The 24,397-nt window shown below is 59.6% G+C and carries 23 protein-coding genes; 7 read left to right on the plus strand and 16 right to left on the minus strand.

Annotated features, from left to right (window positions below):
* Positions 1 to 8 precede the first annotated feature (8 nt).
* The 4 genes from ACO08A_RS03130 to ACO08A_RS03145 form a co-directional block, all read right to left on the minus strand.
* Positions 9 to 1,439, minus strand: coding sequence for an efflux RND transporter periplasmic adaptor subunit (locus tag ACO08A_RS03130; RefSeq protein ID WP_422039787.1), 1,431 nt, complete (start codon positions 1,437 to 1,439; stop codon positions 9 to 11).
* 176 nt (positions 1,440 to 1,615) lie between these two features.
* On the minus strand, positions 1,616 to 2,590 hold the full coding sequence (locus ACO08A_RS03135) for an Hsp33 family molecular chaperone (protein WP_422039788.1): 975 nt from the start codon (positions 2,588 to 2,590) through the stop codon (positions 1,616 to 1,618).
* Between the two features lie 12 nt (positions 2,591 to 2,602).
* On the minus strand, positions 2,603 to 3,532 hold the full coding sequence (gene argF, locus ACO08A_RS03140; protein ID WP_422039789.1) for an ornithine carbamoyltransferase: 930 nt from the start codon (positions 3,530 to 3,532) through the stop codon (positions 2,603 to 2,605).
* Positions 3,529 to 4,728: an aspartate aminotransferase family protein gene (locus ACO08A_RS03145; RefSeq protein ID WP_422039790.1), complete on the minus strand. Its 1,200-nt coding sequence runs from the start codon at positions 4,726 to 4,728 to the stop codon at positions 3,529 to 3,531. Before ACO08A_RS03145 ends, argF begins: the two co-directional genes overlap by 4 nt.
* A gap of 525 nt (positions 4,729 to 5,253) precedes the next feature.
* On the opposite strand from ACO08A_RS03145, the gene ACO08A_RS03150 reads away from it, so the two are divergent.
* Entirely contained in the window at positions 5,254 to 5,787 is a 534-nt protein-coding gene (locus tag ACO08A_RS03150) for a GcrA family cell cycle regulator (RefSeq protein ID WP_421981803.1), read from the plus strand.
* A 242-nt stretch (positions 5,788 to 6,029) separates the two neighbouring features.
* On the plus strand, positions 6,030 to 7,679 hold the full coding sequence (locus tag ACO08A_RS03155) for a vWA domain-containing protein (RefSeq protein WP_422039791.1): 1,650 nt from the start codon (positions 6,030 to 6,032) through the stop codon (positions 7,677 to 7,679).
* A gap of 80 nt (positions 7,680 to 7,759) precedes the next feature.
* Here ACO08A_RS03155 and phoB read toward each other — a convergent pair whose 3' ends face one another.
* From phoB to ACO08A_RS03195, 8 genes are all read right to left on the minus strand, one after another.
* Positions 7,760 to 8,458: a phosphate regulon transcriptional regulator PhoB gene (gene phoB, locus ACO08A_RS03160; RefSeq protein ID WP_421981801.1), complete on the minus strand. Its 699-nt coding sequence runs from the start codon at positions 8,456 to 8,458 to the stop codon at positions 7,760 to 7,762.
* Between the two features lie 67 nt (positions 8,459 to 8,525).
* Positions 8,526 to 9,224, minus strand: a complete 699-nt coding sequence (phoU, locus tag ACO08A_RS03165; RefSeq protein ID WP_422039792.1) for a phosphate signaling complex protein PhoU — start codon at positions 9,222 to 9,224, stop codon at positions 8,526 to 8,528.
* A 31-nt stretch (positions 9,225 to 9,255) separates the two neighbouring features.
* Positions 9,256 to 10,053, minus strand: coding sequence for a phosphate ABC transporter ATP-binding protein PstB (pstB, locus tag ACO08A_RS03170; RefSeq protein ID WP_422039793.1), 798 nt, complete (start codon positions 10,051 to 10,053; stop codon positions 9,256 to 9,258).
* 11 nt (positions 10,054 to 10,064) lie between these two features.
* Positions 10,065 to 11,414 (minus strand): phosphate ABC transporter permease PstA, encoded by a 1,350-nt coding sequence (pstA, locus tag ACO08A_RS03175; RefSeq protein WP_422039794.1) that lies wholly within the window; start codon positions 11,412 to 11,414, stop codon positions 10,065 to 10,067.
* A complete protein-coding gene (pstC, locus tag ACO08A_RS03180) occupies positions 11,414 to 12,886 on the minus strand; it encodes a phosphate ABC transporter permease subunit PstC (RefSeq protein WP_421981797.1) in 1,473 nt (490 codons plus the stop codon). The genes pstA and pstC overlap by 1 nt, the downstream gene beginning before the upstream one ends.
* 82 nt (positions 12,887 to 12,968) lie before the next feature.
* Positions 12,969 to 14,006, minus strand: a complete 1,038-nt coding sequence (locus ACO08A_RS03185) for a substrate-binding domain-containing protein (protein ID WP_421981796.1) — start codon at positions 14,004 to 14,006, stop codon at positions 12,969 to 12,971.
* 278 nt (positions 14,007 to 14,284) lie between these two features.
* On the minus strand, positions 14,285 to 15,625 hold the full coding sequence (locus tag ACO08A_RS03190) for an ATP-binding protein (RefSeq protein ID WP_422039795.1): 1,341 nt from the start codon (positions 15,623 to 15,625) through the stop codon (positions 14,285 to 14,287).
* Positions 15,626 to 15,812: 187 nt separating this feature from the next.
* Positions 15,813 to 16,292 (minus strand): SRPBCC family protein, encoded by a 480-nt coding sequence (locus tag ACO08A_RS03195; protein ID WP_422039796.1) that lies wholly within the window; start codon positions 16,290 to 16,292, stop codon positions 15,813 to 15,815.
* 323 nt (positions 16,293 to 16,615) lie between these two features.
* On the opposite strand from ACO08A_RS03195, the gene ACO08A_RS03200 reads away from it, so the two are divergent.
* Complete coding sequence (locus ACO08A_RS03200; RefSeq protein WP_422039797.1) at positions 16,616 to 17,518, plus strand: MBL fold metallo-hydrolase; 903 nt, start codon at positions 16,616 to 16,618, stop codon at positions 17,516 to 17,518.
* 4 nt (positions 17,519 to 17,522) lie between these two features.
* Here the strand turns inward: ACO08A_RS03200 and ACO08A_RS03205 are convergent, their stop codons facing one another.
* Positions 17,523 to 18,509 carry a DUF1499 domain-containing protein gene (locus ACO08A_RS03205; RefSeq protein ID WP_422039798.1) on the minus strand — a complete coding sequence of 329 codons (987 nt, stop codon included), beginning with the start codon at positions 18,507 to 18,509 and terminating at the stop codon, positions 17,523 to 17,525.
* A gap of 203 nt (positions 18,510 to 18,712) precedes the next feature.
* Between ACO08A_RS03205 and ACO08A_RS03210 the strand changes: the two genes are divergently transcribed.
* A complete protein-coding gene (locus tag ACO08A_RS03210; RefSeq protein ID WP_422039799.1) occupies positions 18,713 to 19,141 on the plus strand; it encodes a hypothetical protein in 429 nt (142 codons plus the stop codon).
* Between the two features lie 840 nt (positions 19,142 to 19,981).
* Positions 19,982 to 20,956: a magnesium transporter CorA family protein gene (locus tag ACO08A_RS03215; RefSeq protein WP_422039800.1), complete on the plus strand. Its 975-nt coding sequence runs from the start codon at positions 19,982 to 19,984 to the stop codon at positions 20,954 to 20,956.
* A gap of 40 nt (positions 20,957 to 20,996) precedes the next feature.
* Here the strand turns inward: ACO08A_RS03215 and pdxH are convergent, their stop codons facing one another.
* Complete coding sequence (pdxH, locus tag ACO08A_RS03220; protein ID WP_421981789.1) at positions 20,997 to 21,632, minus strand: pyridoxamine 5'-phosphate oxidase; 636 nt, start codon at positions 21,630 to 21,632, stop codon at positions 20,997 to 20,999.
* Between the two features lie 81 nt (positions 21,633 to 21,713).
* Between pdxH and ACO08A_RS03225 the strand changes: the two genes are divergently transcribed.
* Together ACO08A_RS03225 and ACO08A_RS03230 are read left to right on the plus strand one after the other, a co-directional pair.
* Entirely contained in the window at positions 21,714 to 22,181 is a 468-nt protein-coding gene (locus ACO08A_RS03225; RefSeq protein WP_422039801.1) for an RT0821/Lpp0805 family surface protein, read from the plus strand.
* A 201-nt stretch (positions 22,182 to 22,382) separates the two neighbouring features.
* Positions 22,383 to 23,375, plus strand: coding sequence for a DnaJ C-terminal domain-containing protein (locus ACO08A_RS03230; protein WP_422039802.1), 993 nt, complete (start codon positions 22,383 to 22,385; stop codon positions 23,373 to 23,375).
* A gap of 84 nt (positions 23,376 to 23,459) precedes the next feature.
* On the opposite strand, the gene ACO08A_RS03235 is transcribed toward ACO08A_RS03230, so the two are convergent.
* Positions 23,460 to 23,951: an SRPBCC family protein gene (locus tag ACO08A_RS03235; protein ID WP_422039803.1), complete on the minus strand. Its 492-nt coding sequence runs from the start codon at positions 23,949 to 23,951 to the stop codon at positions 23,460 to 23,462.
* Between the two features lies 1 nt (position 23,952).
* Positions 23,953 to 24,315: an ArsR/SmtB family transcription factor gene (locus ACO08A_RS03240; protein WP_422039804.1), complete on the minus strand. Its 363-nt coding sequence runs from the start codon at positions 24,313 to 24,315 to the stop codon at positions 23,953 to 23,955.
* Positions 24,316 to 24,397: the final 82 nt, after the last annotated feature.

Consider the following 24,397-nt stretch of genomic DNA (forward strand, 5'->3'; position numbering starts at 1 on the left):
ACCCCTGTCTACTGCGCGTCGGCGTTGCGATTGCCCGCCGTTTGCGCAGCATCGTTTCCGGTCCCGGAGGACGGTGCGTCGGGCGACGGCGCGGCCACGTCATTGACCAGCAGTCCGGCGCCTGCCTCGGGAATGCGCGTCGTCAGCAATATTTCGCCGGGCTGGAGATTGCCCCTTACCAGAATGAAACCATCGTCGATCGCCAGAGCCTCAACCTCGCGCGGCTCCAGCCGGTTGTCCTTCACGACATAAACCGTGCCTTCGCCGTAGTAACCCGTTTCGGGGATGCGGAAGCTTTCCATGTAAGTCTGGTCCGGAAGCGACACTTCAACGAACGCGCCGGGACGAAGCGGCACGGATGCATCCGTGTTATCGATCGCGGCAATCAGTTCCACTCCGCCGCGGGTGCTGGCGACATCGGCACCGACACGGGTGACCTGCGCCGGGTAGGTCACAGGGGTGTTGCCGAGAAACCAGGTCACGTTGACCGGGCGGCCGATCACGGTGCCGCTGTCTGCGAGCAGACGGCCATACTGGTTGTCGGACAGCGTGAAGCGGACTTCGAATTCATCGCTGCTATAGAGCGAAACGACCGCGTCATTGACGCTGACCAGACGGCCGGGTTCGGCCGCCTCCGTGCGCACGACGGCGTCGAAAGGCGCTCTCAGGATGGTGTTGTCGAGCTGGCGGTTGGCATTTTCCAGGCCCCACTCGAGGCGCTTGACGGTCGCCGTCTGCTGAACAACCTTGGCCTCTTCGAGCGCAAGCGAGTTCTGACGCTGCTCAACCGCCTGCTGGCGCTGTGAAACGAGCAGACGCCTGTCGTCAACGGTCCGTTCCGTCACTGCACCGCGTCCGATCAGTTCCTCGGCACGCTGCAGATCCCGCTCAGCGAACTCAAGCTGCTCCTGAGCCCTGACAACATTGGCCTTTTCAAGTTCGACGCGGCCCTCGCTTTCAACCAGCCCGGCCTTTGCCTCGGCCAGGTTGGCTTCCGCCTCGGTCACGGCGCCCTCGTAGTCGAAACGATCGATCGCAACCAGCAGGTCTCCCTGAGAGACGTGGCCGCCGGCCTTGAGATCAGGGTGTACTTCCGTGACTTCTCCGCCAACAAGCGAGCGGAGTTCCACTTCCCGCCCCGCCGCGGTTTCGCCGAACACGCGGATGTCGGGTGCAAAATCGCCCTGTTCCAGAACCGTGGTCACGACCGCATAGCTTCGTTCCTGTATCGGCCGCTTGGGAACGTCGGGCTTGGTCGCGACAAGCGTCTTCATGCCCATGAACGCGCCGACCAGAATGGCAAAGGCGATGAGGGCCTGAAGCAACGCTTTCAGGATCAGCATCACCCGCCGCCAGCCGTTGCCCGGCTCCGGGGCGGCAGGGGGGAGAAATTCGGAAACCGGTTCCTTTCCGGGTTCCTGAGGCAAGGACTGCAACATTGTCGGCGTTCCGGACTACGGTATCTCGATCGGGCATATGAAATGTGCGCTTGCAGATAGATTTACTTCGCACTGCAAAATTCAAGTCCCGCATACGCAATGGCATGCAGGATGACACCTTCAAAATTGTAACGAAATGTGTCTGAAGACTCAAAATTGTCCCGTCGCGCGGGCGATCAACGTTCGAAATCGTATGTCGCGTTGCAGAACTCGCAGGTCACTTCGATCCTGCCGTTCACGGTGACTTCCTCGATTTCCTCGGCACTGAAGCCTGCCAGCACACCCTCGATCTTTTCGCGTGAACAGCGGCACTTGTCCGCCAGCGGCTGCGGATCGAACAGGCGAACACCGCGTTCGTGGAACAGCCGGAAGAGCAACATCTCGACGCTGACTTCCGGATCCGTCAGTTCATCGTCCTGAACCGTGTCGACCAGAACCTTGGCCTCGACCCAGGCATCGTCTTCTTCCACCGCGTGCGGCGTCGTGCCTTCAGGCGCATCTCCCGGGTCGATATCGGCCTGTCTCAGGCGCTCCGGCGCTTCGGGCAGAAACTGGATGAGGATGCCGCCCGCGGTCCAGGTCCTGGCGTGGCCCTCGCCTTCCTTGCGCGTGTAGAGTTCGCCGACCCCGAGACGGACTTCCGTCGGGATCTGCTCCGAGCGCTCGAAGTAGCGCCGTGCGACTTCCTCAAGCGAAATGCCGTCAAGCTCGACCAGTCCCTGGTAGCGCTGCATGTGCTGACCCTGGTCGATGGTCATCGCCAGATGACCGTGACCGAGCAATGCTTCGGGTGTCGCCTTCCCGGCTTCCATCAGAGCGTGAACCCGATCGCCGTCGAAGGTTGCACATGCCCGGATCGCATCAGGAGACGCAAAATCCACAACCAGCATGGAAACCGGGCCTTCGGTCTGGGTCTGCAGTGTGAAGCGGCCGTCGAATTTCAGCGACGTGCCGAGCAGGCCGGTCAGCACGATGGCTTCCGCCAGAAGCCGCGAGACCGGCTCGGGATAGTCGTGCCGCCCGAGAATGCTGTCCAGCACGGGGCCGAACGCGATGGCGCGCCCCCGGACATCCAGTTCCTCGACGGCAAAGGGCCGGACAGCGTCCAGCCCTGCGGGTGCGATACCCAGTTCTTCAAGATTCAATGCCACGTCGGCTTTGCCTCAATCCTTGCCGAAGCACCAGGCCAGAATGCCCTTCTGGGCGTGCAGCCTGTTTTCGGCTTCATCAAACACCACCGAATTGGGGCCGTCCATGACTTCGGACGTAACTTCCTCGCCGCGGTGCGCGGGGAGGCAGTGCATGAACAGCGCATCGCCGTTCGCTTCCGACATCAGGCGCTCGTTGACCTGATACGCGCTCAGGAGGTTGTGGCGCGTTTCGGAATCGTCGTCGCCCATGGACACCCAGCAATCCGTGATCACACAATCGGTTCCCTTGACGGCCTCATATGGGTCGCTCGTCACCTGAATGGAACCCCCTTTTGCGCGGGCAACGTCGATCAGGTCCTGCGGCGGTGCAAGTTCCGCCGGGGTCGCTATGCGCAATTCGAAGTCGAAACGCGGAGCCGCATGTATCCAGGATGCCAGGACATTGTTGCTGTCGCCGGTCCAGGCGACGCTTTTGCCCTGGATCGAACCGCGATGCTCTTCGAAGGTCATCAGGTCGGCCATGATCTGGCACGGATGCGAAATCTTGGTGAGACCGTTGATCACCGGAACGGTGGCATGCTCGGCCAACTGGTTCAGCTCGTCATGATCCAGGATCCGGATCATGATGGCATCAACGAAGCGGGACAGAACCTTCGCGGTGTCGCTGATCGACTCCCCGCGTCCGAGCTGCATCTCCGCGCCGGTCAGCATGAGTGTTTCGCCGCCCAGTTCACGCATGCCGACATCAAAGGAGATGCGCGTGCGCGTCGACGGCTGTTCGAAGATCATCGCCAAGACCTTGCCTGCAAGCGGTCCCTCGCCGGGGCGGACACCGCTGCGGGCCGCCTTGATCTTTTTCGCGGTCTGAAGAATGGCACGCAGTTCGTCACCCTCGAACTGCGTGAGATCCAGAAAGTTCCGGTAGGAGCCGTTCGCGGTCATTCGGCCGCTCCTTCCACCAGTTTTGCCTCGACGCTCTGAGCCGCCTGTTCCAGGCGCTCGAGGGCCGTGGCAATTTCGTCCTCGGTCATGGTCAGGGGCGGCATGATCCGGACAACATTGTCGCCCGCCGGAACGGCCAGAAGGCCTGCCTCGCGGGCAGCTGCAACATAGTCGCCCGCAGGGACGACACATCTCAGCCCCAGCATCAGCCCCATGCCGCGGACCTGGTCGAGAACCTTGGGATGCCCGTCGACGAGACCGGCCAGTTTCTGCTTGAAACTCAGGCCCTTCTTCTGGACATCCTCCAGGAAGCCGTCTGCCAGGATCACGTCGAGAACCGCATTGCCGACCGCCATGGCCAGCGGATTGCCGCCGAAGGTCGTTCCGTGGGTGCCCGGTGCCAGCGCGAACGCGGTCTCGGCGGTTGCAAGGCACGCGCCGAGGGGAAATCCGCCACCGATGCCTTTCGCGACCGCCATGATATCCGGGCTGACGCCTGCCCATTCGTGAGCAAAGAGCTTGCCGGTCCGGCCGACGCCGGTCTGGATCTCGTCGAAAATGAGCAGGATGCCCTGATCGTCGCAGAGCTGGCGCAAAGCGCGCAGGAAGTCCGGCTGGATTTCGCGAATGCCGCCTTCGCCCTGGATCGGCTCGATGGCAAGCGCCGCCGTCTGGGGCCCGATGGCGGCCTTGAGGGCGTCAAGATCACCGGACGGCACCTGGTCGAAACCGGGTGCCTTCGGGCCGAACCCTTCCAGATATTTCTCCTGTCCACCGGCCGCGATCGTGCCGAGCGTCCGGCCGTGAAACGCACCTTCGAAGGTGATGATCTGATACCGGTCCGGCTGACCATTGTCATAATGATAGCGGCGCGCGCACTTGATGGCGGCTTCCATCGCTTCAGCGCCGGAATTCACGAACAGCACCTTGTCTGCGAAACTCGCCTCGGTCAGCCGCTGCGCCAGCCGTTCGCCCTCGGGCATCTGGTGCAGGTTGGACACGTGCCAGAGCTTCGCCGCCTGGTCCTGCAGGGCCTTGACGAGATGCGGATGACTGTGACCGCAGGCGTTCACTGCAATGCCGGAGCCGCAGTCGAGGAATCGTCGGCCGTCGGTCGTAACCAGCCAGACACCTTCCCCATGATCGAATGTCAGGTTCGATCTTGCGTAGTTTCCGAATAGTGCAGTCGCGGACATAACCTCGTCTAACTCCCTAGAGCATTCTGCCTGCGGTTCAGTGCAAGCCAGTGGCTCCTTGCGATTGGTTTCAACCGGGAAATCCTGCCGCCGTTCACGGCTGCCCCTTCCCGGATCTGGAAAAGCCTATCCTCGCAGCGAAACGTGCGTTTCACACCGATGCATCTCAAAGGTGAAAATAAGCCAAAACGCAACGTGCCGCCCCGAAGAGGCGGCACGTCGCGCCTTTCTTATACACTGTCAGCACGGTGATCTGTCAATGGGCCGCGCGCGCGGGGGCCGCGAAACCGAATTCGTAAAATTCCCGAAGAACTTACCATAACTGGGGAAAAGTCGGTTCATCCCCAACTGCTTTGGGTGCAACGGTTGCCTGCCAAATTAACGTTATTGTAACCTTTGGCATATCAGACACGAGATCTCGTGTCACAAACCATCCAGAGGCACAAGATATGCCACACTGGGCGTGCGGGCGCACGTCCTGACGGGGACTATTGGCTCTCAGGGCCAGACAAAAGGGTGCGGGCAATGAGTTGGACGAACGAACGGGTTGAACTGCTCAAGAAACTTTGGAGCGAAGGCCTGAGCGCGAGCCAGATCGCGGGCGAACTCGGCGGTGTGACACGCAATGCCGTCATCGGAAAGGTGCACCGGCTCGGGCTGTCCGGGCGCGCCAAGACGTCCAGCTCGGCAGGCAAACCCCGCCGTCCGCGGGCGGCTTCTCCGGCAACCGGGGGGGCACCCAAGAAACCTGAACACCAGCCGCAATCCATCGGCGCGACGGCACTCAAGGCCGATACCGCTCCTGCACCGGCAGTCGCGATCAAGCCGCGCCTGGAACCGGTCCCCGAAATGGTTGTTCCGATTTCCGAGCGAGCCACCATTCTGACGCTGACCGAGCGGACCTGCAAATGGCCGATCGGGGATCCGGCGACGGACGACTTCTACTTCTGCGGCCGGCAATCGGACCCGAACGTGCCCTACTGCACTTATCACTGCAAGATCGCGTATCAGCCTGTCGCCGACCGGCGCCGTGACCGCAAGGTCGCCCAGGCTTCCTGAAGCAGACCAAATGATCTCAAGACCCGCCAGTTGGCGGGTTTTTTGTTTTTATTTACCTTACCTAGAGAAAGATATCTCGAAGCGTCTCTCATATACGCTTTTGTGACCGATATTACAGATAATTCCCGAAACTCTTCTAACTTACAGCCATCACGGACGCAGAGTTGCTTAACTATACAAGAACTCTGAATCTCCTATTCGGAATATTACATTCCAGGCGAAGACATTATTAGAGGATCAGGATGAAATACATCGCGAAAACCACAGTGACCGCGCTTGCGCTCGGCCTGGCTGTTTCCACACCCGGGTTGGCGGAGCCGTCTTCCATGTTCATTCTGGATGCCTCCGGATCCATGTGGGGCCGCCTCGACGATGGACGCCCCAAGATCACGGCTGCGCGCGAGGTGATGGGCGACCTTACCTCCAAGCTTCCGGCTTCGCTGAAGGCCGGCCTGATCGCCTACGGCCACAGACGCAAGGCAGACTGCTCCGATATCGAAGTGGTGCACCCTGTTTCGACGGCAGGCGGCGCGGTTATCGGAGCCAAGGTCGGCTCGATCTCGCCACGCGGCAAAACACCCATCACGGACGCCTTGCGTCTTGCCGCCGAAAGGTTGACCGGAAACGAAGACAACAGAACCATCGTTCTGGTCAGCGATGGCATTGAAACCTGCGAAGGCGATCCCTGCGCACTGGCCGAGGCGCTGCACAAATCCGATGCGGGTCTCAAGATCCACGTGGTCGGATACGGTGTTGATGCTCAGGCGCAAAAACAGCTGCAGTGCGTCGCGGAAAAAGGTGGCGGAGCGTATTTCACCGCAAACGATACCTCTGGTCTCAGTGCCGCGCTTACCCAGGTCACCGAGAGCATTTCCAATCAGGAAGAGATCGTTGTCGAAGCGCCGGAAGTCACGGAAACCGCGAGCACGATCCAGCTCCAGATTGCAGGCCCCGGTACGATCAAGCTGAAACTCGCGGACTGGGCGCAGATGCCCAAGTACTGGAAAATCACGAACCCGGAAACCGCTGAAGAGATGGCGAAGGTCACCGAAGACAGCGTGACCGCGATGCCGGGGTCTTACCAGCTCGTCTGGCGGCACCTGGAGCATGGCGCACAGGAGGTGACGCTCCCCGAAGTGGTGTCCGTTTCCTCCGGCCAAACGAGCGAAGTGTCGATCGATACGGGTCTCCAGCTTGTGCCGCCGGCAGGTCAGGACAGGCCGTATTACTGGCAACTGCTGACCAACGACACTGACCTTGAGAACGGTTTCCGGAAAAGAGAGCCCGCCGCCTGGTACTGGGTCTGGGATGCCGTGCCCGTTCCTCCGGGTGACTACACCCTGATTGTACGTCAGAGCGAGCATGATCATTCGGAGGTGAATCTCGGAAAGATCTCGCTGGAAAAAGGCAAGCTGCAACAGATTGCGCTCGATCAGGGCCTCAATCTCTACTGGAACGAGGACTGGGACAGCATCTCCTATCTCAAGATCACGGATTCAAGCGGTGTTGAAACCAAGTTCGACGGACGCGGTCCGGTGTTCCTGGCCCCCGGCACCTATGATCTTGCGTTGCGGCTGACCGAACACAATCACACCGAGGCGGATTTCGGCAAGATCACTGTTCCGGAACAGGGCTTTGTCGATGCGAAGCTGACATCCGGGATCAAGTTCGACACCCAGATCCCTGGCGAAATCAAAGTGACTGCCAGGAATCTCGACAATGGCCGCGAAGCCTCGATCAGCTGGAGCAGGACGTCCAGCAATCCCTGGCCGCCGATGCCGCTAGGCGCGGGACGCTACCAGATCGACATGCAGATCAAGGGCTCCGCCCCCATGACGATCGTCCCGGAAGTCACGATAGAGCCAGGACAGTTCATCACGGCGAAGATGTAAGGCAACGCCCCACGAAAATACCCGCTGCTTCAGCGGGTATTTTTTTTCAGCGTCAGGTTTGACGAGACGTACCGAGCGTTTCAGCTGGCGATCGAGAACTGGTCGTTGAAGGCATAGCCCGCGCCGCGGACCGTGCGGATCGGGTCCTTCGCCTTTCCCCGGTTCAGGGCCTTGCGCAGACGTCCGACATGGACGTCCACGGTGCGTTCGTCGACATAGACATCATGTCCCCACACGCCGTCGAGCAGCTGTTCACGCGAAAACACGCGCCCGGGCGAGGTCATCAGAAATTCCAGCAAGCGGAATTCAGTCGGTCCAAGGTGAATTTCCTTGGTATTCCGGCGGACGCGATGGGTCTCGCGATCAAGCTCGATGTCGCCGGACCGCAGCATCGTGGAGACGACTTCCGGGCTGGCGCGGCGCAGGATCGCGCGCACGCGGGCCATCAGTTCCGGCACTGAGAACGGTTTGACGACATAGTCGTCGGCGCCGGTGGACAGCCCGCGAATGCGTTCGGCTTCCTCGCCGCGCGCGGTCAGCATGATCACCGGCAGGCGCTCGGTGTCTTCGCGCGCGCGCAGGCGCCGGCAGAGTTCAATTCCGGAAAGCCCCGGCAGCATCCAGTCCAGCAACAGAAGATCGGGCAGGCTTTCGCGCAGACGGATTTCCGCCTCGTCTCCGCGAACACAGGATTCCACCTGATATCCTTCCGCTTCCAGATTGTATCTCAAAAGAAGGCTGAGAGGTTCTTCGTCCTCAACGATGAGCACCTTCGGCATTCAACTTAGCTCCGGTTGTCCCGGCCGGCACCAGGGCGCCGGCCCAAATTCAATCCGCCCTGATGGTTCAGACAGTGCCTGACATTTCGTCGACTTTTTCCCGCTCTTCGGGGAGGCGCTCGCCGGTCACCATGAAGTAGACGTTCTCGGCGATATTGGTGGCATGATCGCCAATGCGCTCGATGTTCTTGGCGCAGAACAGGAGATGGACGCATTGCGTGATAATGCGCGGGTCTTCCATCATATAGGTCAGGAGCTCGCGGAAAAGGGAGGTGTAAATCGCGTCCACTTCCGCGTCGGCTTCCTGGACCCGGCGTGCGGCTTCCGCGTCCCGGCGCGTATACGCGTCCAGAACCTGCTTGAGCTGGCCGAGAGCGAGCTCGGTCATGTGCTCCACACCGATCGCCAGTTTCTTGGACTGGAGATTGCTGTCGATCGCAATTGCGCGTTTGGCAACGTTCTTGGCCAGGTCGCCGACCCGCTCCAGATCGTTGGCGATACGGCTGGCGGCGGTGATTTCGCGCAGGTCCTGGCCCATCGGCTGGCGGCGTGCGATCATCTCGATGAGCTTCGCCTCGACGGCCTGATGGAGCACATCAAGACGTTCGTCATTTGCAATCGTGGTTTTGGCAAGCTCGTGATCCTGAGAAACAAGCGCGGCAACCGCATCGGCAAACGCGCGCTCGGCAAGTCCGCCCATCTCGGCGACCTTGCCGGCCATTTCCGTCAGTTCCTCGTCATATGCCGAGACAATGTGTTCAGACATCCTGTGTCCCCTTCCGATTTCGGAAAATCGCCTAGCCGAAGCGGCCAGTAATATAATCCTGAGTGCGCTTGTCTTTCGGGTTTGTGAAGATGTCCTCGGTCGGACCTTCTTCGACCAGTATACCCAGATGAAAGAACGCGGTGCGCTGCGAGACGCGGGCGGCCTGCTGCATGGAGTGCGTCACGATCACGATCGTGTAGTTCTCGCGCAACTCGTCGATCAGTTCCTCGACCTTCGCCGTCGCAATCGGGTCGAGGGCCGAACAGGGCTCATCCATGAGAATGACTTCCGGGCTGACGGCGATTGCCCGGGCAATGCACAGGCGCTGCTGCTGCCCGCCGGACATGCCGGTTCCGGGTTCGTCCAGTCGGTTCTTGACCTCTTCCCAGAGACCGGCCTTCTGCAGGCTGGAGGAGACGATATCGTCGAGCTCGGCCTTGTTGCGCGCCAGGCCATGGATGCGCGGGCCATAGGCGATGTTGTCGTAAATCGACTTCGGGAACGGGTTTGGCTTCTGGAACACCATGCCGACCTTCGCGCGCAGTTGCACCGGATCGACTTTCGGATCGTAGATATCCTCGTTGTCGATCTTGATGGATCCTTCGACGCGGCAGATGTCGATCGTGTCGTTCATGCGGTTGATGGTCCGCAGGAACGTGGATTTACCGCAGCCGCTCGGACCGATGAAGGAGGTCACCGAGCGCGGCTGGATCTCGATGTCGACGTCCTTGATGGCGTGTGTATCGCCATAAAAGACCTGGACCTTGTTTGCGGAAATCTTGCTCTCAGTCATGTCACTCGCCTGTTCAATGCTCGGCATTTCGTTCATCGCAGCAATCCTTACCAGCGGCGCTCAAACCTGCGGCGCAGGATGATCGCGATAATATTCATCGAAAGGAGGAAGATGAGGAGGACGATAATTCCGCCCCAGGCTTTTTCCGTAAAGGCCAGATCGGACCGTGCTGCCCAAGTATAGATCTGGGCCGGCATTGCCGAGTTCGGCTCGGTGAAACCGGCAATGAAGCCGTCCGGGTATCCGCGCGCAACGAAACCGACCATGCCGATCAGGAGAAGCGGCGCCGTCTCACCCAGGGCCTGCGCAAGGCCAATGATAGTGCCGGTCAGGATACCGGGCATGGCCAGGGGAAGCACATGGTGGAAGATCGCCTGCATCTTGGAGGCCCCGACACCGAGCGCAGCATCGCGGATGCTCGGTGGAACCGCCTTCAACGACGCACGCGTGGAGATAATGATTGTCGGCAGCGTCATCAGCGTCAGCACCAGTCCGCCAACCAGCGGCGCGGATTGCGGCAGATGCATGAACTGGATGAACACCGCCAGGCCCAGAATACCGAACACGATCGAGGGAACGGCGGCAAGGTTCGAGATGTTCACCTCGATCAGGTCGGTAAACCTGTTCTGCGGGGCGAATTCCTCCAGATAGATGGATGCGGCGACCCCGATCGGAAGCGACAGGAACAACACCACCAGCATCATGAAGAAGGACCCGATCACGGAAGCGCCAATGCCTGCGGCAGCCGCATTGTCGACGCCCGCATCGGCACCGGTGATGAAGGGCCAGTTGAACACCGTCTTGATGACACCCGCCTCGACCAGATTGTCAACGACGTCCAGATCCGATGACATCAGGAAGCGGCTGTCGGTCATGCCCTCACGGGTGATCCGGCCGCTCATGTAGCCGTCCACCCTGGATGACGCCGCCAGGTCGAACCGGACCGGTTGGCCCAGCTGGTCCTCGTTTTCCCGGAAGAACTCGCGGATGGTGCTGCCCGGCTTGCCGACGATGCGCTCGATGGCTTCCGGCTCGACCGCTGTTTCGATGCCGCTGTTCTGAAGCTGGCCGGACAGGGCGTTGATGAAGATCTCTTCGTAAGCCCTGGTCTTGAAAAGCGTGCTCTCAGCCGCGTCGTACTGCTCCTGCGTCAGGGTAAATTCGACCTCGACCACAGTGCGCGAGAAGGCGGGAATGCCCTGCGAAATGATCGCGTAGGCCAGGACAACAAGGAAGAAGAGTCCGATTAGAATCGCCCCGATGCCGTAGGCCTGGAAGCGCTTTTCCGCGGCGTTGCGTTTGCGCGTCAGATCATCGAGCGCGTAAAGCGACTTCGGCTGCCCCGGATCTTTTGCGGGTGATGCGGATGTCTCGGGAGGAAGTGTTGCGTCGGTCATCAGTCATACTGCTCCCGGTATTTGCGCACGATGTAGAGTGCGACAATATTGAGACCCAGGGTTATCACGAAGAGTGTCATGCCGAGCGCGAAGGCGACCAGCGCAACCGGTGAGGCAAAGTCCGCGTCGCCCGTCAGCTGGCTGACGATCTTGGCGGTGACGGTTGTCATGGCCTCGAAGGGATTGAGGCTGAGACGCGCGGCCGCGCCGGCGCCGAGCACCACGATCATGGTTTCGCCGATGGCCCGCGAGGCCGCGAGCAGGATCGCACCGACGATCCCGGGAAGCGCAGCCGGCAGGATCACCTGGCGCACCGTTTCGGACTTGGTGGCTCCAAGACCGTATGAACCGTCGCGCATCGCCTGCGGCACGGCGTTGATGATGTCATCCGAGAGCGAGCTTACGAAGGGGATCAGCATGATGCCCATGACGAGGCCCGCGGTCATGACCGCCGTTCCGGCCTGCATGATTCCCAATCCCTCGTTGCCGAAGACGGACAAAAGCAGCGGGCCGACCGTCAGAAGCGCAAAGAGGCCGTAGACGATGGTCGGGATACCGGCCAGAACCTCGAGCAGCGGTTTGGCGACGGCACGAACTTTCGGCCCGGCATATTCCGACAGGTAGACCGCGGCGAAAAGGCCGATCGGCACGGCGACAAGTAGCGCAACGATGGAAATGTAAAACGTGCCCCAGAGCAACGGCAGGATGCCGAGCTGGGAGGAACTGCCGCGTCCTGAGAAACTCGGCGACCAGGTCAAACCGAAAAAGAAATCCGAAGCAGGGTACAGCCGGAAAAACTCCCAGGTATTGAACACCAGCGAGAGCACAATTCCGATCGTCGTCAAAATGGCGATGGATGCCGCCGCGATCAGGATCGCCTTGATGCCCTGCTCGACGACGTTGCGGGCCCTGAACTCTGCATTGGTCTCTCGCAGCGCCCAGAACGCGCCAAACAATGCGACCAGAACGACCACGATCGACATGATCAGGTTGCCGGTCGAATTCAGAATTCGATAGCGCTGTGCGGCACGCAGGATCGGTTGCGTGATCTCGGACGTCACGATCTGGCCGGCATCCCTGAGGCGTGCGCTGATATCGGCGAAGTCGGCGCGGGCGTTACGCGCGAACTCCTCGGTCATCGCACCGCTTGCAACGACGTTGTCAAGGCCTCTCGCGGCGCGGCGCACCTCGGCAAGCACCAGCCCCCGGGACGACCCTTCTTCGATCGACGTTTCGGGAATCATGCCCGAAATGACGCTGTTAACGTAAAACGGCTGCGCGAGCAGCCAGACAATGAGGAGCAGGAAGGCAGGGACAACCACCTTCATCGCAACGTTTGCCCCGTAATAGGACGGCAGGGAATGCAGAGCTGAGAGCTCCCCCCCGGCGCTGGACATGGCCCGCGACCGCCCCAGAACGTACCCCACCGCAGCGATGGCAAGCACGATCAAGATGAGCCAGAACAAAGGCATTTGCTCCCCCGGAAATGTAACGAAAAGCGAAAAGAAAAAGGGGCGGCGGAAACTGCCGCCCCTCGATCGAGCAAGGGCTCGATTACTTCATTGTTTCTTCGTTGTTGACGGAAGCCTGCACAGCCGCCAGCTCCGGGTCGGAAACCAGACCGTACTGTGCCAGCGGGCCCTGAGGACCGGCAATTTCGTCAGCGATGAAGAACTGAGCGTATTCCTTCAGACCCGGGATCACGCCGATGTGCGCCTTCTTGACGTAGAAGTACAGCGGGCGGGAAACCGGATACTCACCGGATGCGATCGTCTCGGTGGACGGAGCGATGCCGCTCATGGTCGCAACCTTAAGCTTGTCGGTGTTGTTCTCGTAGAACGCGAGACCGAAAACGCCGATGCCGTTCGGGTTGGTGTCGATGCGGGCGAGGGTCTCGGTGTAGTCACCGTCGATGTCTACGGACTTGCCGTCACGACGAACCGCGATGCAGGCATCTTCAGCGTCGTCTTCAGACATGCCACCGTCGATCATGGCCTTCAGGGCGCCGGACTCTTCACAACCAACTGCAAGAACCTTCTCTTCGAAGACTTCGCGGGTGCCGTGCTTGGTGCCCGGGATGAAGGCAGCAATGTCGACATCCGGCAGGTCGGAATTGAACTCGGCCCACGTGTTGTACGGGTTGTCGACGATCTGGCCGTCCTTGAGGACCTTGGCACCGAGAGCGTTGAACACGTCAACCGGTTCGAAAGCGGTGAAGGCAGGACCATCCTTCTGCGAAGCGAAGACGATGCCGTCGTAGCCGATGCGGACTTCGATGATGTCCTTGACGCCAGCTTCGGCGCAGGCCTTGATTTCCTTGTCGCGGATCTTGCGGGACGCATTGGCAACGTCGATGGTGTTCTCGCCAACGCCTTCGCAGAAACGCTTGAGGCCAGCGGAAGACCCACCGGACTCAACAACCGGCGTCGGGAAGTCGGTGTTTTCGCCGAAAGCTTCAGCTACGATGGAAGCGTAGGGAAGAACCGTGGAAGAACCAGCAACTTGGACCTGGTCGCGAGCCTGGGCTGCGCCAACGAATGCAGTGGATGCAACCGCGAGGGCAGTTGCGCTTACGAGGGTCGTAAATTTCACTTGACCACTCCCTTTGAATGTCAAGGTTTATGGATAGTCGCCACGCGTTACGTGCGTGAACGATGCGGGGACCGTAGGCCCCGTGGATGAGAGTTCTATGACAATTTCTTATCAGTTGTGTGACAATTTAACTTATTGAAAATAAATAGCTTTATGGATAATTTGACTGTTTTGTGTCAGAAACTGCGACGCAGAAAGTCACATCCGATTTCCGGGTACCTGAGTCCTTCACCCAATTAACGGTGGGGCAATTGCAGACGCGGCAACCCTTGCACGTGCTAGCTTCTTTGAGAGTGCTCGGCCGGGTCTTCCGCTTCCTCAAGAGCCGGAAGGTAGATCTTGAAGGTCGCGCCCTCACCCGGCTCGCTCTCCACTTCCATACGCGCCTTGTGGCGGGTCAGGATGTGCTTGACGATCGCAAGTCCCAGGCCGGTCCCCTTCAGGGCCCTGCTGGACTCCACGTCGACGCGGTAAAACCGCTCGGTCAGCCTGGGCAGATGCTCCTTCGGTATGCCCTCCCCGTAGTCCCGGATCGAGAAGACCCACACCGGATCAACATCCGTTTCCTGCATCAGGCGCAGCGAAACGTCGACATACTTGCCGGAACTGCCGTATTTCAGCGCATTTTCCATCAGGTTTTCCGCAACCTGAATGAGTTCGTCGCGGTCCCCCCGCAGTCTCGTCGGCCCGTCCGGCAGGTCAATCCGGATGTCGACATCGAGATCGCGTGCGAGGGGCGACAGTGCATCCGCCGTGTGGCGCACGATCTCCGCAAGGTCGACCACGGTCACCGGCCGCACATGGGCCTTCAGCTCGATTCGCGAGAGAGACAGGATGTCGTCGATAAGCCGGCGCATGCGCGCCGCCTGGTCCAGCATGATCGACAAGAACCGGTCCTGGGCATCGGGATCGTTTTTTGCAGGCCCCTGTATCGTTTCGATAAACCCCGTCAGCGATGCCAGGGGTGTGCGCAATTCATGGCTCGCGTTTGCAACGAAGTCGGTCCGCATGCGCTCCAGACGCCGGTTTTCCGTCAGGTCCTGGATGACCACCAGAATGAAGTCCGGAAGATGGGTGCGCCCGTGGTTTGCCGAGCCGGGCATGTATATCGGGGCAATATGCGCTTCGTACCAGGTTTCGGTCGGCACCTTTTCGATCCAGGATATGCGCTCTTCCTTCCCGGAACTGCACACGCGGTCAAACGCCTCGAGCAATGACGGCGCGCGCAGTGAAAACGACAACGGATCCCCCGGCTTCACACCCTCATAAATCGCATGGGCCTTGGCATTGACGTAGCGCGTGATCCCGCGTCCGTCGGCGACGAAGCAGGGTGTCGGCAGGGCGTCGACCGTCACCTTCATGCCCGTGCCCGGCCACATCCGCCGGATCTCGCGCTGGGTGTTCAGTTTCACGCGCCTGCTCGCGGACCGTCTGGGGACAAAGGCGGCGACGACGGTCATCAGAACGACGGCGCCCGCTGCAGGCCAGAACGGCACCTGGAACATCAGGACGGCAGCCAGTGCCGCACAAAGGGCGGTCAGAAGGATCCAGCGCGCCTCGCCGATCCTGGTGAGCGGCGATGCGGGGGGATGCCCTTCGGGCGTTTCCTCTACAGACATGGAAGACATGAAAACGAGCGCAAGATCGGAAACCTGTGGGTTACGCCTCAATTGCCGCACACTATTTCGTCGCCTCAGTAATTTGCAAGGTCGAAATCAGGTTTTGGGACAAAGGCTGCTGCTGCCTTACCACAGCTTCCATGTCAGCGAAGCGACAGCAATGCGATTGGCATGCGCTCTCTGCGAGTTATCGCCAGGATGCCGTCTGCGCCGCGGATTTCAATCCGGATATCATCCGGGGCCATCCGTTCTCTTGCCGCATGAAGGCGCAATAGTCCGCGCCGTTTTCACCATGGCGCAGGAACTCCGTGTGAACGATCTCAACCCGGGTGTTTTCTCCAGCCTCCCGGAAGTTGACCATCACCCGGCTGGCGGTGAGAGGATCGGCGACTTCTTCCCCCTCCAGAGAGACCTGCCACGCCAAGCGGATGTAGATCGGCGGCTCGATCGAAAGCACAGTTCCCCAGTTGCGGCTGGTGCCGTTGCCGTCGATTTCGTAGCAGCGCCCGCCCACACAGGGCTCGATATGCGGTTCGACCCCGCTTTCACCGGCATCCCGGAACGGCGACGTCCACCATGTGTCAAGCCTGTCGACGAAGAGCGAGAATGCCCGTTCACGGGGCAGGCCCAGGACAACTTCGAACCGGCATTCCTGATCATCTGCCATGTCTAAAGCACCACGTTCCCGGTTTTGAGCCTTGGTCATTTTCAATTCATTCTAGCCCACGAAGAAGAAATATTCTGTGTCCGAAGTGCATCAGCTTTCTTTTCATTCGACGAAGAACCGCACCCGCGCCGGCAAGACCGGTCCGGATTTTCCAGGCGATCCCGGCACTTTTTGAGGCACTAGCTGATTCTAACGTCAGACAAATGACGGCGGGCCGGCGCCGTTCCAGGTCGAAATTGGGAGTTGCCAAAGGCTGTTCGTTGGCGGACGTTCATGAAGACAGACGCTCCTTTCCATCCGACCGAGACGTTCCGCCGGACAAAATGAAACACAATCTCGATTTCGATCCTGACCACGGCACCGCCGTCGAACTTCTTCCCGGCCTCCGGCGACTGACTGCCCGCAATCCGGGTCCATTCACCTTCCGGGGCACCAACACCTACCTGATCGGAACGAGGCGGACCGTGGTGGTCGATCCGGGGCCCGCGCTGGAGAATCATATCGACACCATCCTCAGCGCGATCGAGGGAAGCGTGCTGGACGCCATCCTGGTCAGCCACACGCATATGGATCATTCACCGGGCGCACGCTTGCTGCAACGCCGGACCGGTGCGCCGATTGTCGGCTGCGGTCCGCACCGGGCTGCACGGGCGTTGATGGAAAACGAGGTCAATCCGCTCGACAGCAGCGGTGACAAGGATCATAAACCCGATCAGCTGCTGCGGGACGGTGACGTTTACGACGCAAGCGAAGTCTCCATCGAAACAATTGCAACACCGGGTCACACTGCGAACCACCTCTGCTTTGCCATATCCGGGGAAGATGTGCTCCTGTCAGCGGATCATGTGATGGGATGGTCTACCTCCATAGTCGCACCTCCCGACGGGTCCATGCGGGACTACATGGCGTCGCTCGAGACACTTCTGGCGCGGCCGGAACAGACCTACTACCCGGGGCACGGCGGACACATCGACAACGCGCCAGCCTATGTCGCGGATCTGAAGCAGCACCGTCTGCAGCGCGAACAGTCCATTCTGTCGGAGATTTCGGCGGTGGAAAGATCTATCCCGGAGATCGTCGCCACGCTCTACGCATCCGTCGACCCATCGCTTCATCCGGCGGCATCGCTTTCGGTTTTTGCGCATCTGGAGGATCTTGCCGAGCGGGGCCTGGCGACGGCAAGACCCGGTATTTCGCTTTCCGCCCGTTTCAAGGCGACCCGGTAGATCGTCAGCCTTCCAGGTCCGGCAGGTCCGACGCTTCCGGATCGGTGGTCTCGCCATCCTCAAAATAGGGCTTGAAGCCAGGCAGCGGAATGACCTCCCTCTGATCTTCAAGAACAACCGGCGGCAGGTCCTCTTCCTCCTCTCCCTCTTCAACCGAAAGACGGGCAAGGTTTCCGTAGGTTTCCAGCAGAACACGATCGATCTCGTCGAAAACGGTCCTGATCTGCCCGGCATTGGTCGACAGGTCCCGCAAGGAGGTTCTGGACCGCGAACGTACATCCAAGAGGGCTCCAACCGTGTCGGGGCGTATTCTCAACGCCACGTCGAATTTCAGGCCAAGGACACGCGTTTCCCCTTCGGCCTGAAGGCGCGTTGCGGCGTCGAGCAGGTCGGGCGGCAACTCATCGACGATCGTCCAGTTCAGGTTTTCCAGCGCCTTGGCACCGGCAACGTGCAATTGGCCGGGTGCAATCCTGTACCTGCGCGGAACGATATCCACTGCCCGGCGATCCGGTTCAAGGCCCTGGAAAGCGGCTTGAGGCGACAACTCGGACAGCAGCGGAAATGCCTTCTCCCTGAGAAGATCCGTGGTCCAGTTCAAGAACGGCTGCTGTTCGGCCAGGGCCTGGGTTTTCAGTTCGGGTGGGTCCACAGGGTTGGTCGCGATATCGTTCACGCCGCCGCTCGTGATCAGCATTCCGACGACAACCGCCGGCGGGAAAAGCGCCGCAAGCCCGAGAAAGACCCCGGTCAAGGCAGCCGGAACACCCGGGCCTCCCTTGCTCCAGATCCGCTGAAAGGCAACACATGCGGCCAGGAGCGCAAGCAGCGCAACGCAGGCGGCAAACAAGAGCGAGAGGACGAAGACATCTGCGTCGATGTAGCCGAAACGCTTAGCTGCAAACGCAGTTACCGTGATCGCAAGCGCGACCGAAGCGATCGTGCGGCTCGCCGGCGCGGAAGCTGTTCTATGGACTGCATAGCGTTTCATCTGTTTCCAACCCGGATCGCGGCACGAGCATCGGGTGTGCGATCACCAAGACCCCGTCTGTTTTTTGTGTTTGCGGACTATTTGTCAAATTAGAACTTCACTTATGCGGTGCACACTTCATAATTCCTTGCGTCAAGGTACGAATCATTCTGCGTCTGAGGTGGGAAAAAAGCCTTAAAAGCAAGGAGCCGTGCACGATTGGAATGAACTCCCGACACTCCACCGACGAAATCTGTCACGATTCCGATGCGCACCGGCAGGCAGAAACTGTCAGCGCCAAGGGCCTGTTCACACCCGGCTTTGGCAACATCGTGCTCTGCTACATCTCAATATGCACTGTCTTGCTGGCGCCGCTGGCCTTGTTCTTTTCAGCAAGTTACGCCAACCAGGAAGAAGAAAATCTTTTCTCTCACTACTATTACATCAGAACGACAATTGCCCTGATGGTTATCGGGAGCTGTTCCGGTGTAATCATGGTTATCCTGGGAGCGGATTTTTCAACGAACCTCATTCTTGCGGGCCTATTACTAACCTTGCTGACCGGAATGCTTGCAATTGCGCGATGTATAAAGGGCATTTCTTTCGCCCTGACGCGTAGATCTCCCTCTTCCTATCGTTCCTATATTTTGTGAAATGCCGCGCGTACTTGCCTCAAATGGCCGTCCGCATAAAAGAAAGTTAAATTTTACTTAATCCATTACTTCAAATTCGCTGCCCTAGCGTTACATCCTGTTATAGAATTTGACTGGCTGAGACGGCTAAAGAAGCGCATCATTCCGATGCTGGTTGCGAGTTTTCTGAGGTTTGCAGAAGCTTGCCCTTTGAATGCCGCAATTGGACACGACATGCACGCGGCCCGCAATTATCCGCGCATCGAAACGCCAGTGAGCGGGAACTGGTAACAAACAACGGACCTTGGAAAAATGTCTGAGCAAACATCCCAACCGGCTGCAGAAGTACCGGCGGGAGCCAAATTGGAAAATCAATATAAGCCTGTCGGAATCGCTGCACTGAACGCAGCCGCCCTTTGCAAGAATTCGGGCGCTTCGACAAAGAAAAACAAGTAGTCGTCCGCCGCAACGCGGCACGATGAAAAGGGACCATATTTCGGTCCACGCGAACTGCGAACCGCATCCTTTCGGGTTCCAACACGCTTGCCGTGTGCCAACGTGTTGGGCAAACTGCGCCCACTAAGGTCTGTCGAGAATCGCGTTCGACCCAGGTCGCTTACGGATCGGCACCTCCGGTTTGCCTTGGCACGTGCGCGCAAAAACGCTCACGAACACCGCGTCCGGAGGGCATGGGTCCCTTGTGGATGGCACTGCAGGTCACGCGCCCTTCGCGGAGTGTCCTGCACATGCCGCCGGTTCTACCCGGACGCCGGGTGCATGCGGCCAACGTCAGTTTCTTGCCAGATACGGAACAAAATGCAGGCCGGCAATGCGCGGCCTGACCGTGCGGAGTCTGACTTGATGATCATTGCCTACTGCCCTTCCGTGAATGGTCTTGAACGCATTGAACTCGCCCCCGATACGGCTTTGCCCTCCACGTCCGTCTGGATCGACCTCATCTCGCCGACCCGGGAAGAGCAGAAAGCCGCCGAGAAACTGATGGGCGCGGAAATTCCGACACGGGACGAAATCGCCTCCATAGAGACGTCCGAGCGGCTTTACGCCGAGCCCGGCGCGCTTGTCATGACGGTTCAGATGCCGATGGCCACGCGCACGCTCGACCCGATCCTGTCTTCCGTAACCTTCGTTCTCAGCTCAAAGCGGCTTGTCACCGTCCGATATGGCGAGCCAAAGTCGATCGCCCTCCTGTCCAAGAAGGTGCAAGGCGACGCGACGATCGCCCATCTGGGTCCGGCCGTGCTGTTCGCTCTGCTCGAGATCATCGTGGACCGCTGCGCCGATGAAATGGAAAACGCGTCGGCCCGTTATGACGAACTGGCCGTTCAAGTGTTCGGAGACGGCCTCAACATGCGCAAGACGGCAAGCTACCAGGTGGCCATCAAGCAACTGGGACAGGTCGGCCTGCACGTCGCCAAGATGCACGACGTGTGCACGAGCCTGTCGCGCGCGCTGCTGTTCCTCAACACCAATGCGAAGCGGGTCGGCCTGGGCGAGGACCAGGCCGCGGAAGTCAAGACCTACGGGCGTGATGTGCGATCAATCAAGGAACACGCCGATGCGATGGACAACAAGCTCGCGTTTCTGCTGGATGCGACCGTCGGCCTCGTCACGCTGGAACAGAACCAGATCTCGAAAATCTTCACCGTGCTGGGTCTCGTTTTCCTGCCCCCGACGCTGATTGCGTCCATCTACGGCATGAATTTCACCAACATGCCCGAACTCAAATGGGAACAGGGGTTTCTGTTCTCGCTCGGAATGATGTTCGTGTCGGTGGTGGCAACGTTCCTGTTTTTCCGCTGGAAACGCCTATTGTGATGCGGATCATGACGGACTTTCACCACCCCCTCGTCCGTTCTTACGGGTAAAGCCTGTCCTTCTCCCAGGGCTGGTCGGCGGCGCTGCGCGAAAACACGATCCTGTCGTGCAGGCGGAACGGTCTGTCATGCCAGAATTCGATCGACGTAGGCACAAGACGCAGTCCGGACCAGTGCTCCGGGCGCGGAATGTCACCGACACCGAATTTCGCGGTATACTTTGCGACTTCCTTTTCGAGCGCAAACCGGCTTTCCAGCGATCTGGACTGTTTGGACGCCCAGGCGCCGATCCGGCTGCCCCGCGGTCGCGACTGGTAATAGGCGTCCGCCTCCTCGTCGGACACCTTTTGCACCTCGCCCCGAATGCGCACCTGCCGTCTCAGGGACTTCCAGTGAAAGCACATTGCAGCCTTTCCGGACGTCAGCAGTTCGACGCCCTTCGCGCTTTCGAAATTCGTATAGAAGACGAAGCCCCGCTCATCGAAACCCTTGAGCAGGACCATGCGCACATTCGGCAGCCCGGTTTCGTCGACCGTTGCCAGCGCAAGCGCATTCGGATCGTTGGGTTCGGATCCCTTGGCATCCTCAAGCCATTCAGAAAAAAGGTCAAATGGCTTCTTGACGTCCGCAAAGTCACCTTTTGTTAACTCTTCAGTAGGAAGCTTGGGGTCTGTCATGGGTTACCTGTCGAAGAACTCGACTGCCTGAAGCACGGCAAGGATATGCCAGTGAAGGGGCCGTCTGAAACATTGTATCTTATGCGTTCATATACTCTCAGACGCGGCAAGATCCACCCCCTTGTCGCCGCAGCATCGCTTCTCTCGGTCTGCCTTGCCGGGTGCGCACAGGTCACGGTGCCGATGGGCAGCAACAACGTCGAGACACCGACGGTGCTCACGGGATCCATTCCTTCGTCATCAGACCAGGCCTATTCCGACGTCAATGCGGACGATCGCGCGGTCATCGCCGAAAATCTCGACACGCTGAGCGGTGAACTGGATCTGGGTGCGCAGAGCCAGAACGTCATGCTGTCCTGGCTGAACCCGGTCAGCGGCAATTCGGGGACGCTGACGAAGATTGAAACCGGTACGTTCGACGCGACCGGGTGTCTTTCCTTCCACACGACCGCTAACACCATTGCGGGGATAAGGCTTTATTCGGGAACCGCCTGCCGGGACATCACCCAGAGATTCGCGGTCACGGCGCTCAGCGTCACCGACGCCTGATCCCCGGCAAGCCGTGCATCGCAAGCCGTTGCGCGGATCTGCGCGGCGCAGGACTGGAATTTTGCCTGTTCCGTTCCGATATAGTAGACAAGTCCGGTCAGTTCAGCTTCAGGAAAACGCGCGCTTCGGAGCAGGTCATGTGTCCGAAGCGTTTCCGCGTGAGGCGGGCGGCCGGAAAATCTTAGATACCTGGTGATGTGAATGCGAGATCCCTACAGCGTTCTCGGGGTGGCGAAAAATGCCAGCGAGGGCGACATTAAAAAGGCTTTTCGGAAGTTGGCCAAGAAATACCATCCTGATCAGAACAAGGACGATCCGGGTGCACAGCAGCGCTTTGCCGAGGTCAACCAGGCCTATGAAATCGTGGGTGACAAGGATAAGCGCGCCCAGTTCGATCGCGGCGAGATCGACGCGGAAGGCAAGCAGCGCTTCCAGTCAAAGGGGTTTGACGGTTTCTCCGGCTTCGAAGATTTCGGGGCTGCCGGCGGGGCCCAGGGCTTCCGCTCCAGCGGCGGCGGCAGTGGCGGCGGCTTCGACGACATCCTGAACGATATCTTCGGCGGTTTCGGCGGTCGCGGCGGCCGCTCCGGTGCAGGTGCGGGTCCGGGTGCCGGCGGCTTTGCCGGTGGCGGTGCGCGCGCAAAGGCCCCGCCGCGAAAAAAGGGCAAGAATGCAGACATCGTCGCCCGCGTGTCGCTCGAGGACATCGTGAATTCGGGAAAGACGCAGGTTACGCTGCCGAGCGGCAAGACGGTCAACGTGACACTGCCGAAAGGTGTCGAGGAAGGTGAGAAGATCCGGCTCAAGGGCCAGGGCCATCCGGGAGAACATGGCGGTCCTGCCGGCGACGCGATGGTCGAAGTCAGGATCAAGCCGCACAAGCTGTTCGAAATGAAGGGCACGGATCTCCACCTCGATCTCCCGCTCACGCTTTACGAAGCCGTCCTGGGAGCAAAGGTGCGCACACCGACCCTTTCCGGCGCAGTCAATCTGACAATCCCGCCCAACACGTCGAGCGGCAAGGCGATGCGTCTGAAGGGAAAGGGCCTGCCAAACAAGACCGGCGGCCACGGAGATCTCCTGGTGAAGCCGCAGATCATCATGGCGCCGCACAGCGACAACGAACTCGACACGCTGATGAAGGCGTGGAAGGAAATCACCCCCTATCGTGCGCGTGGACCGGAATACGACTGATCCTCGCGCACCGGCCGGAACGGAAAATCCGGCACCCTGTCCGACAGGCCGCCCGCCAGCGAGGCGAGCGGCCTTTCAATTTGTTCAAACCTTGAGTTCCACCAGCAGCTCCGCCAGCATTTCCATGCCTTTGCCCCAGCCCTGGTCGAGACCGCTGATGGCTCCGGCAAAGCAGGATATTTCGGCATCTGTCGCTTCATGAGGCGTCCACACGAGGCGCATTTCCGTATCGTCGCCCGCCTCGGTGAAGGTCACCGTCGTCAGGAGCGTTCTCGGCCAGTCCGGCATCATGGGATTGGAAGCCGGGTCCCAGTTCTCGTCCGACACAGAATGCAGCCAGACAAGTCTTTCCGGTTCAATGACCTCGGTGTATTCGACACGCTGGTAGTGCGAGCCACCACCGTATCTCATCTCGTTCAACCAGAGCCCGCCTGGCCTGACATCCAGCTTGTGAATGACGGTTTCCACGCCCGGTCCGTACCAGCGCGCGAGCAGGTCGGGCTCCGTCCATGTTTTCCAGACAAGCTCACGCGGCGCATTGAAACGTCTTTCCAAAATATACTCGGGCAAGGACACGCTATTTCTCCCAGTTTTCCGTGTTTTTCAGTTCATCGAGCAATGTGTCGAGCTGATCGAAACTCGATGACCAGGACTTTCTGAATTCTTCCAGCCAGGCGACGGCTTCCTTCATGGGAGCCGCATTCAATTTAGCCGGGCGCCGCTGACGATCGGAACCGCGCATGATCAGGCCTGCGCGCTCCAGCACTTTCAGATGCTTGGAGACCGCGGGCTGGCTCATGTCGAACGGCTCTGCAATTTCGTTGACAGACGCCTCGCCAGCCGCCAACCGCGTCAGGATCGCTCTGCGTGTCGGATCGGACAACGCGGCAAAAACGGCATCAAGCGAAGCGTCGCCCCTTATATAACCAACTTGTTCCATAACTGAATGGTTATTTTTAGTTGCCATCCCTGTCAAGTGCCTTGATTTACATACCATGTTATATTACTTGTTATATAAATGG

Origin of the sequence: Roseibium sp., from assembly GCF_965232425.1 — a bacterium.
Taxonomy (GTDB): Bacteria; Pseudomonadota; Alphaproteobacteria; order Rhizobiales; family Stappiaceae; genus Roseibium.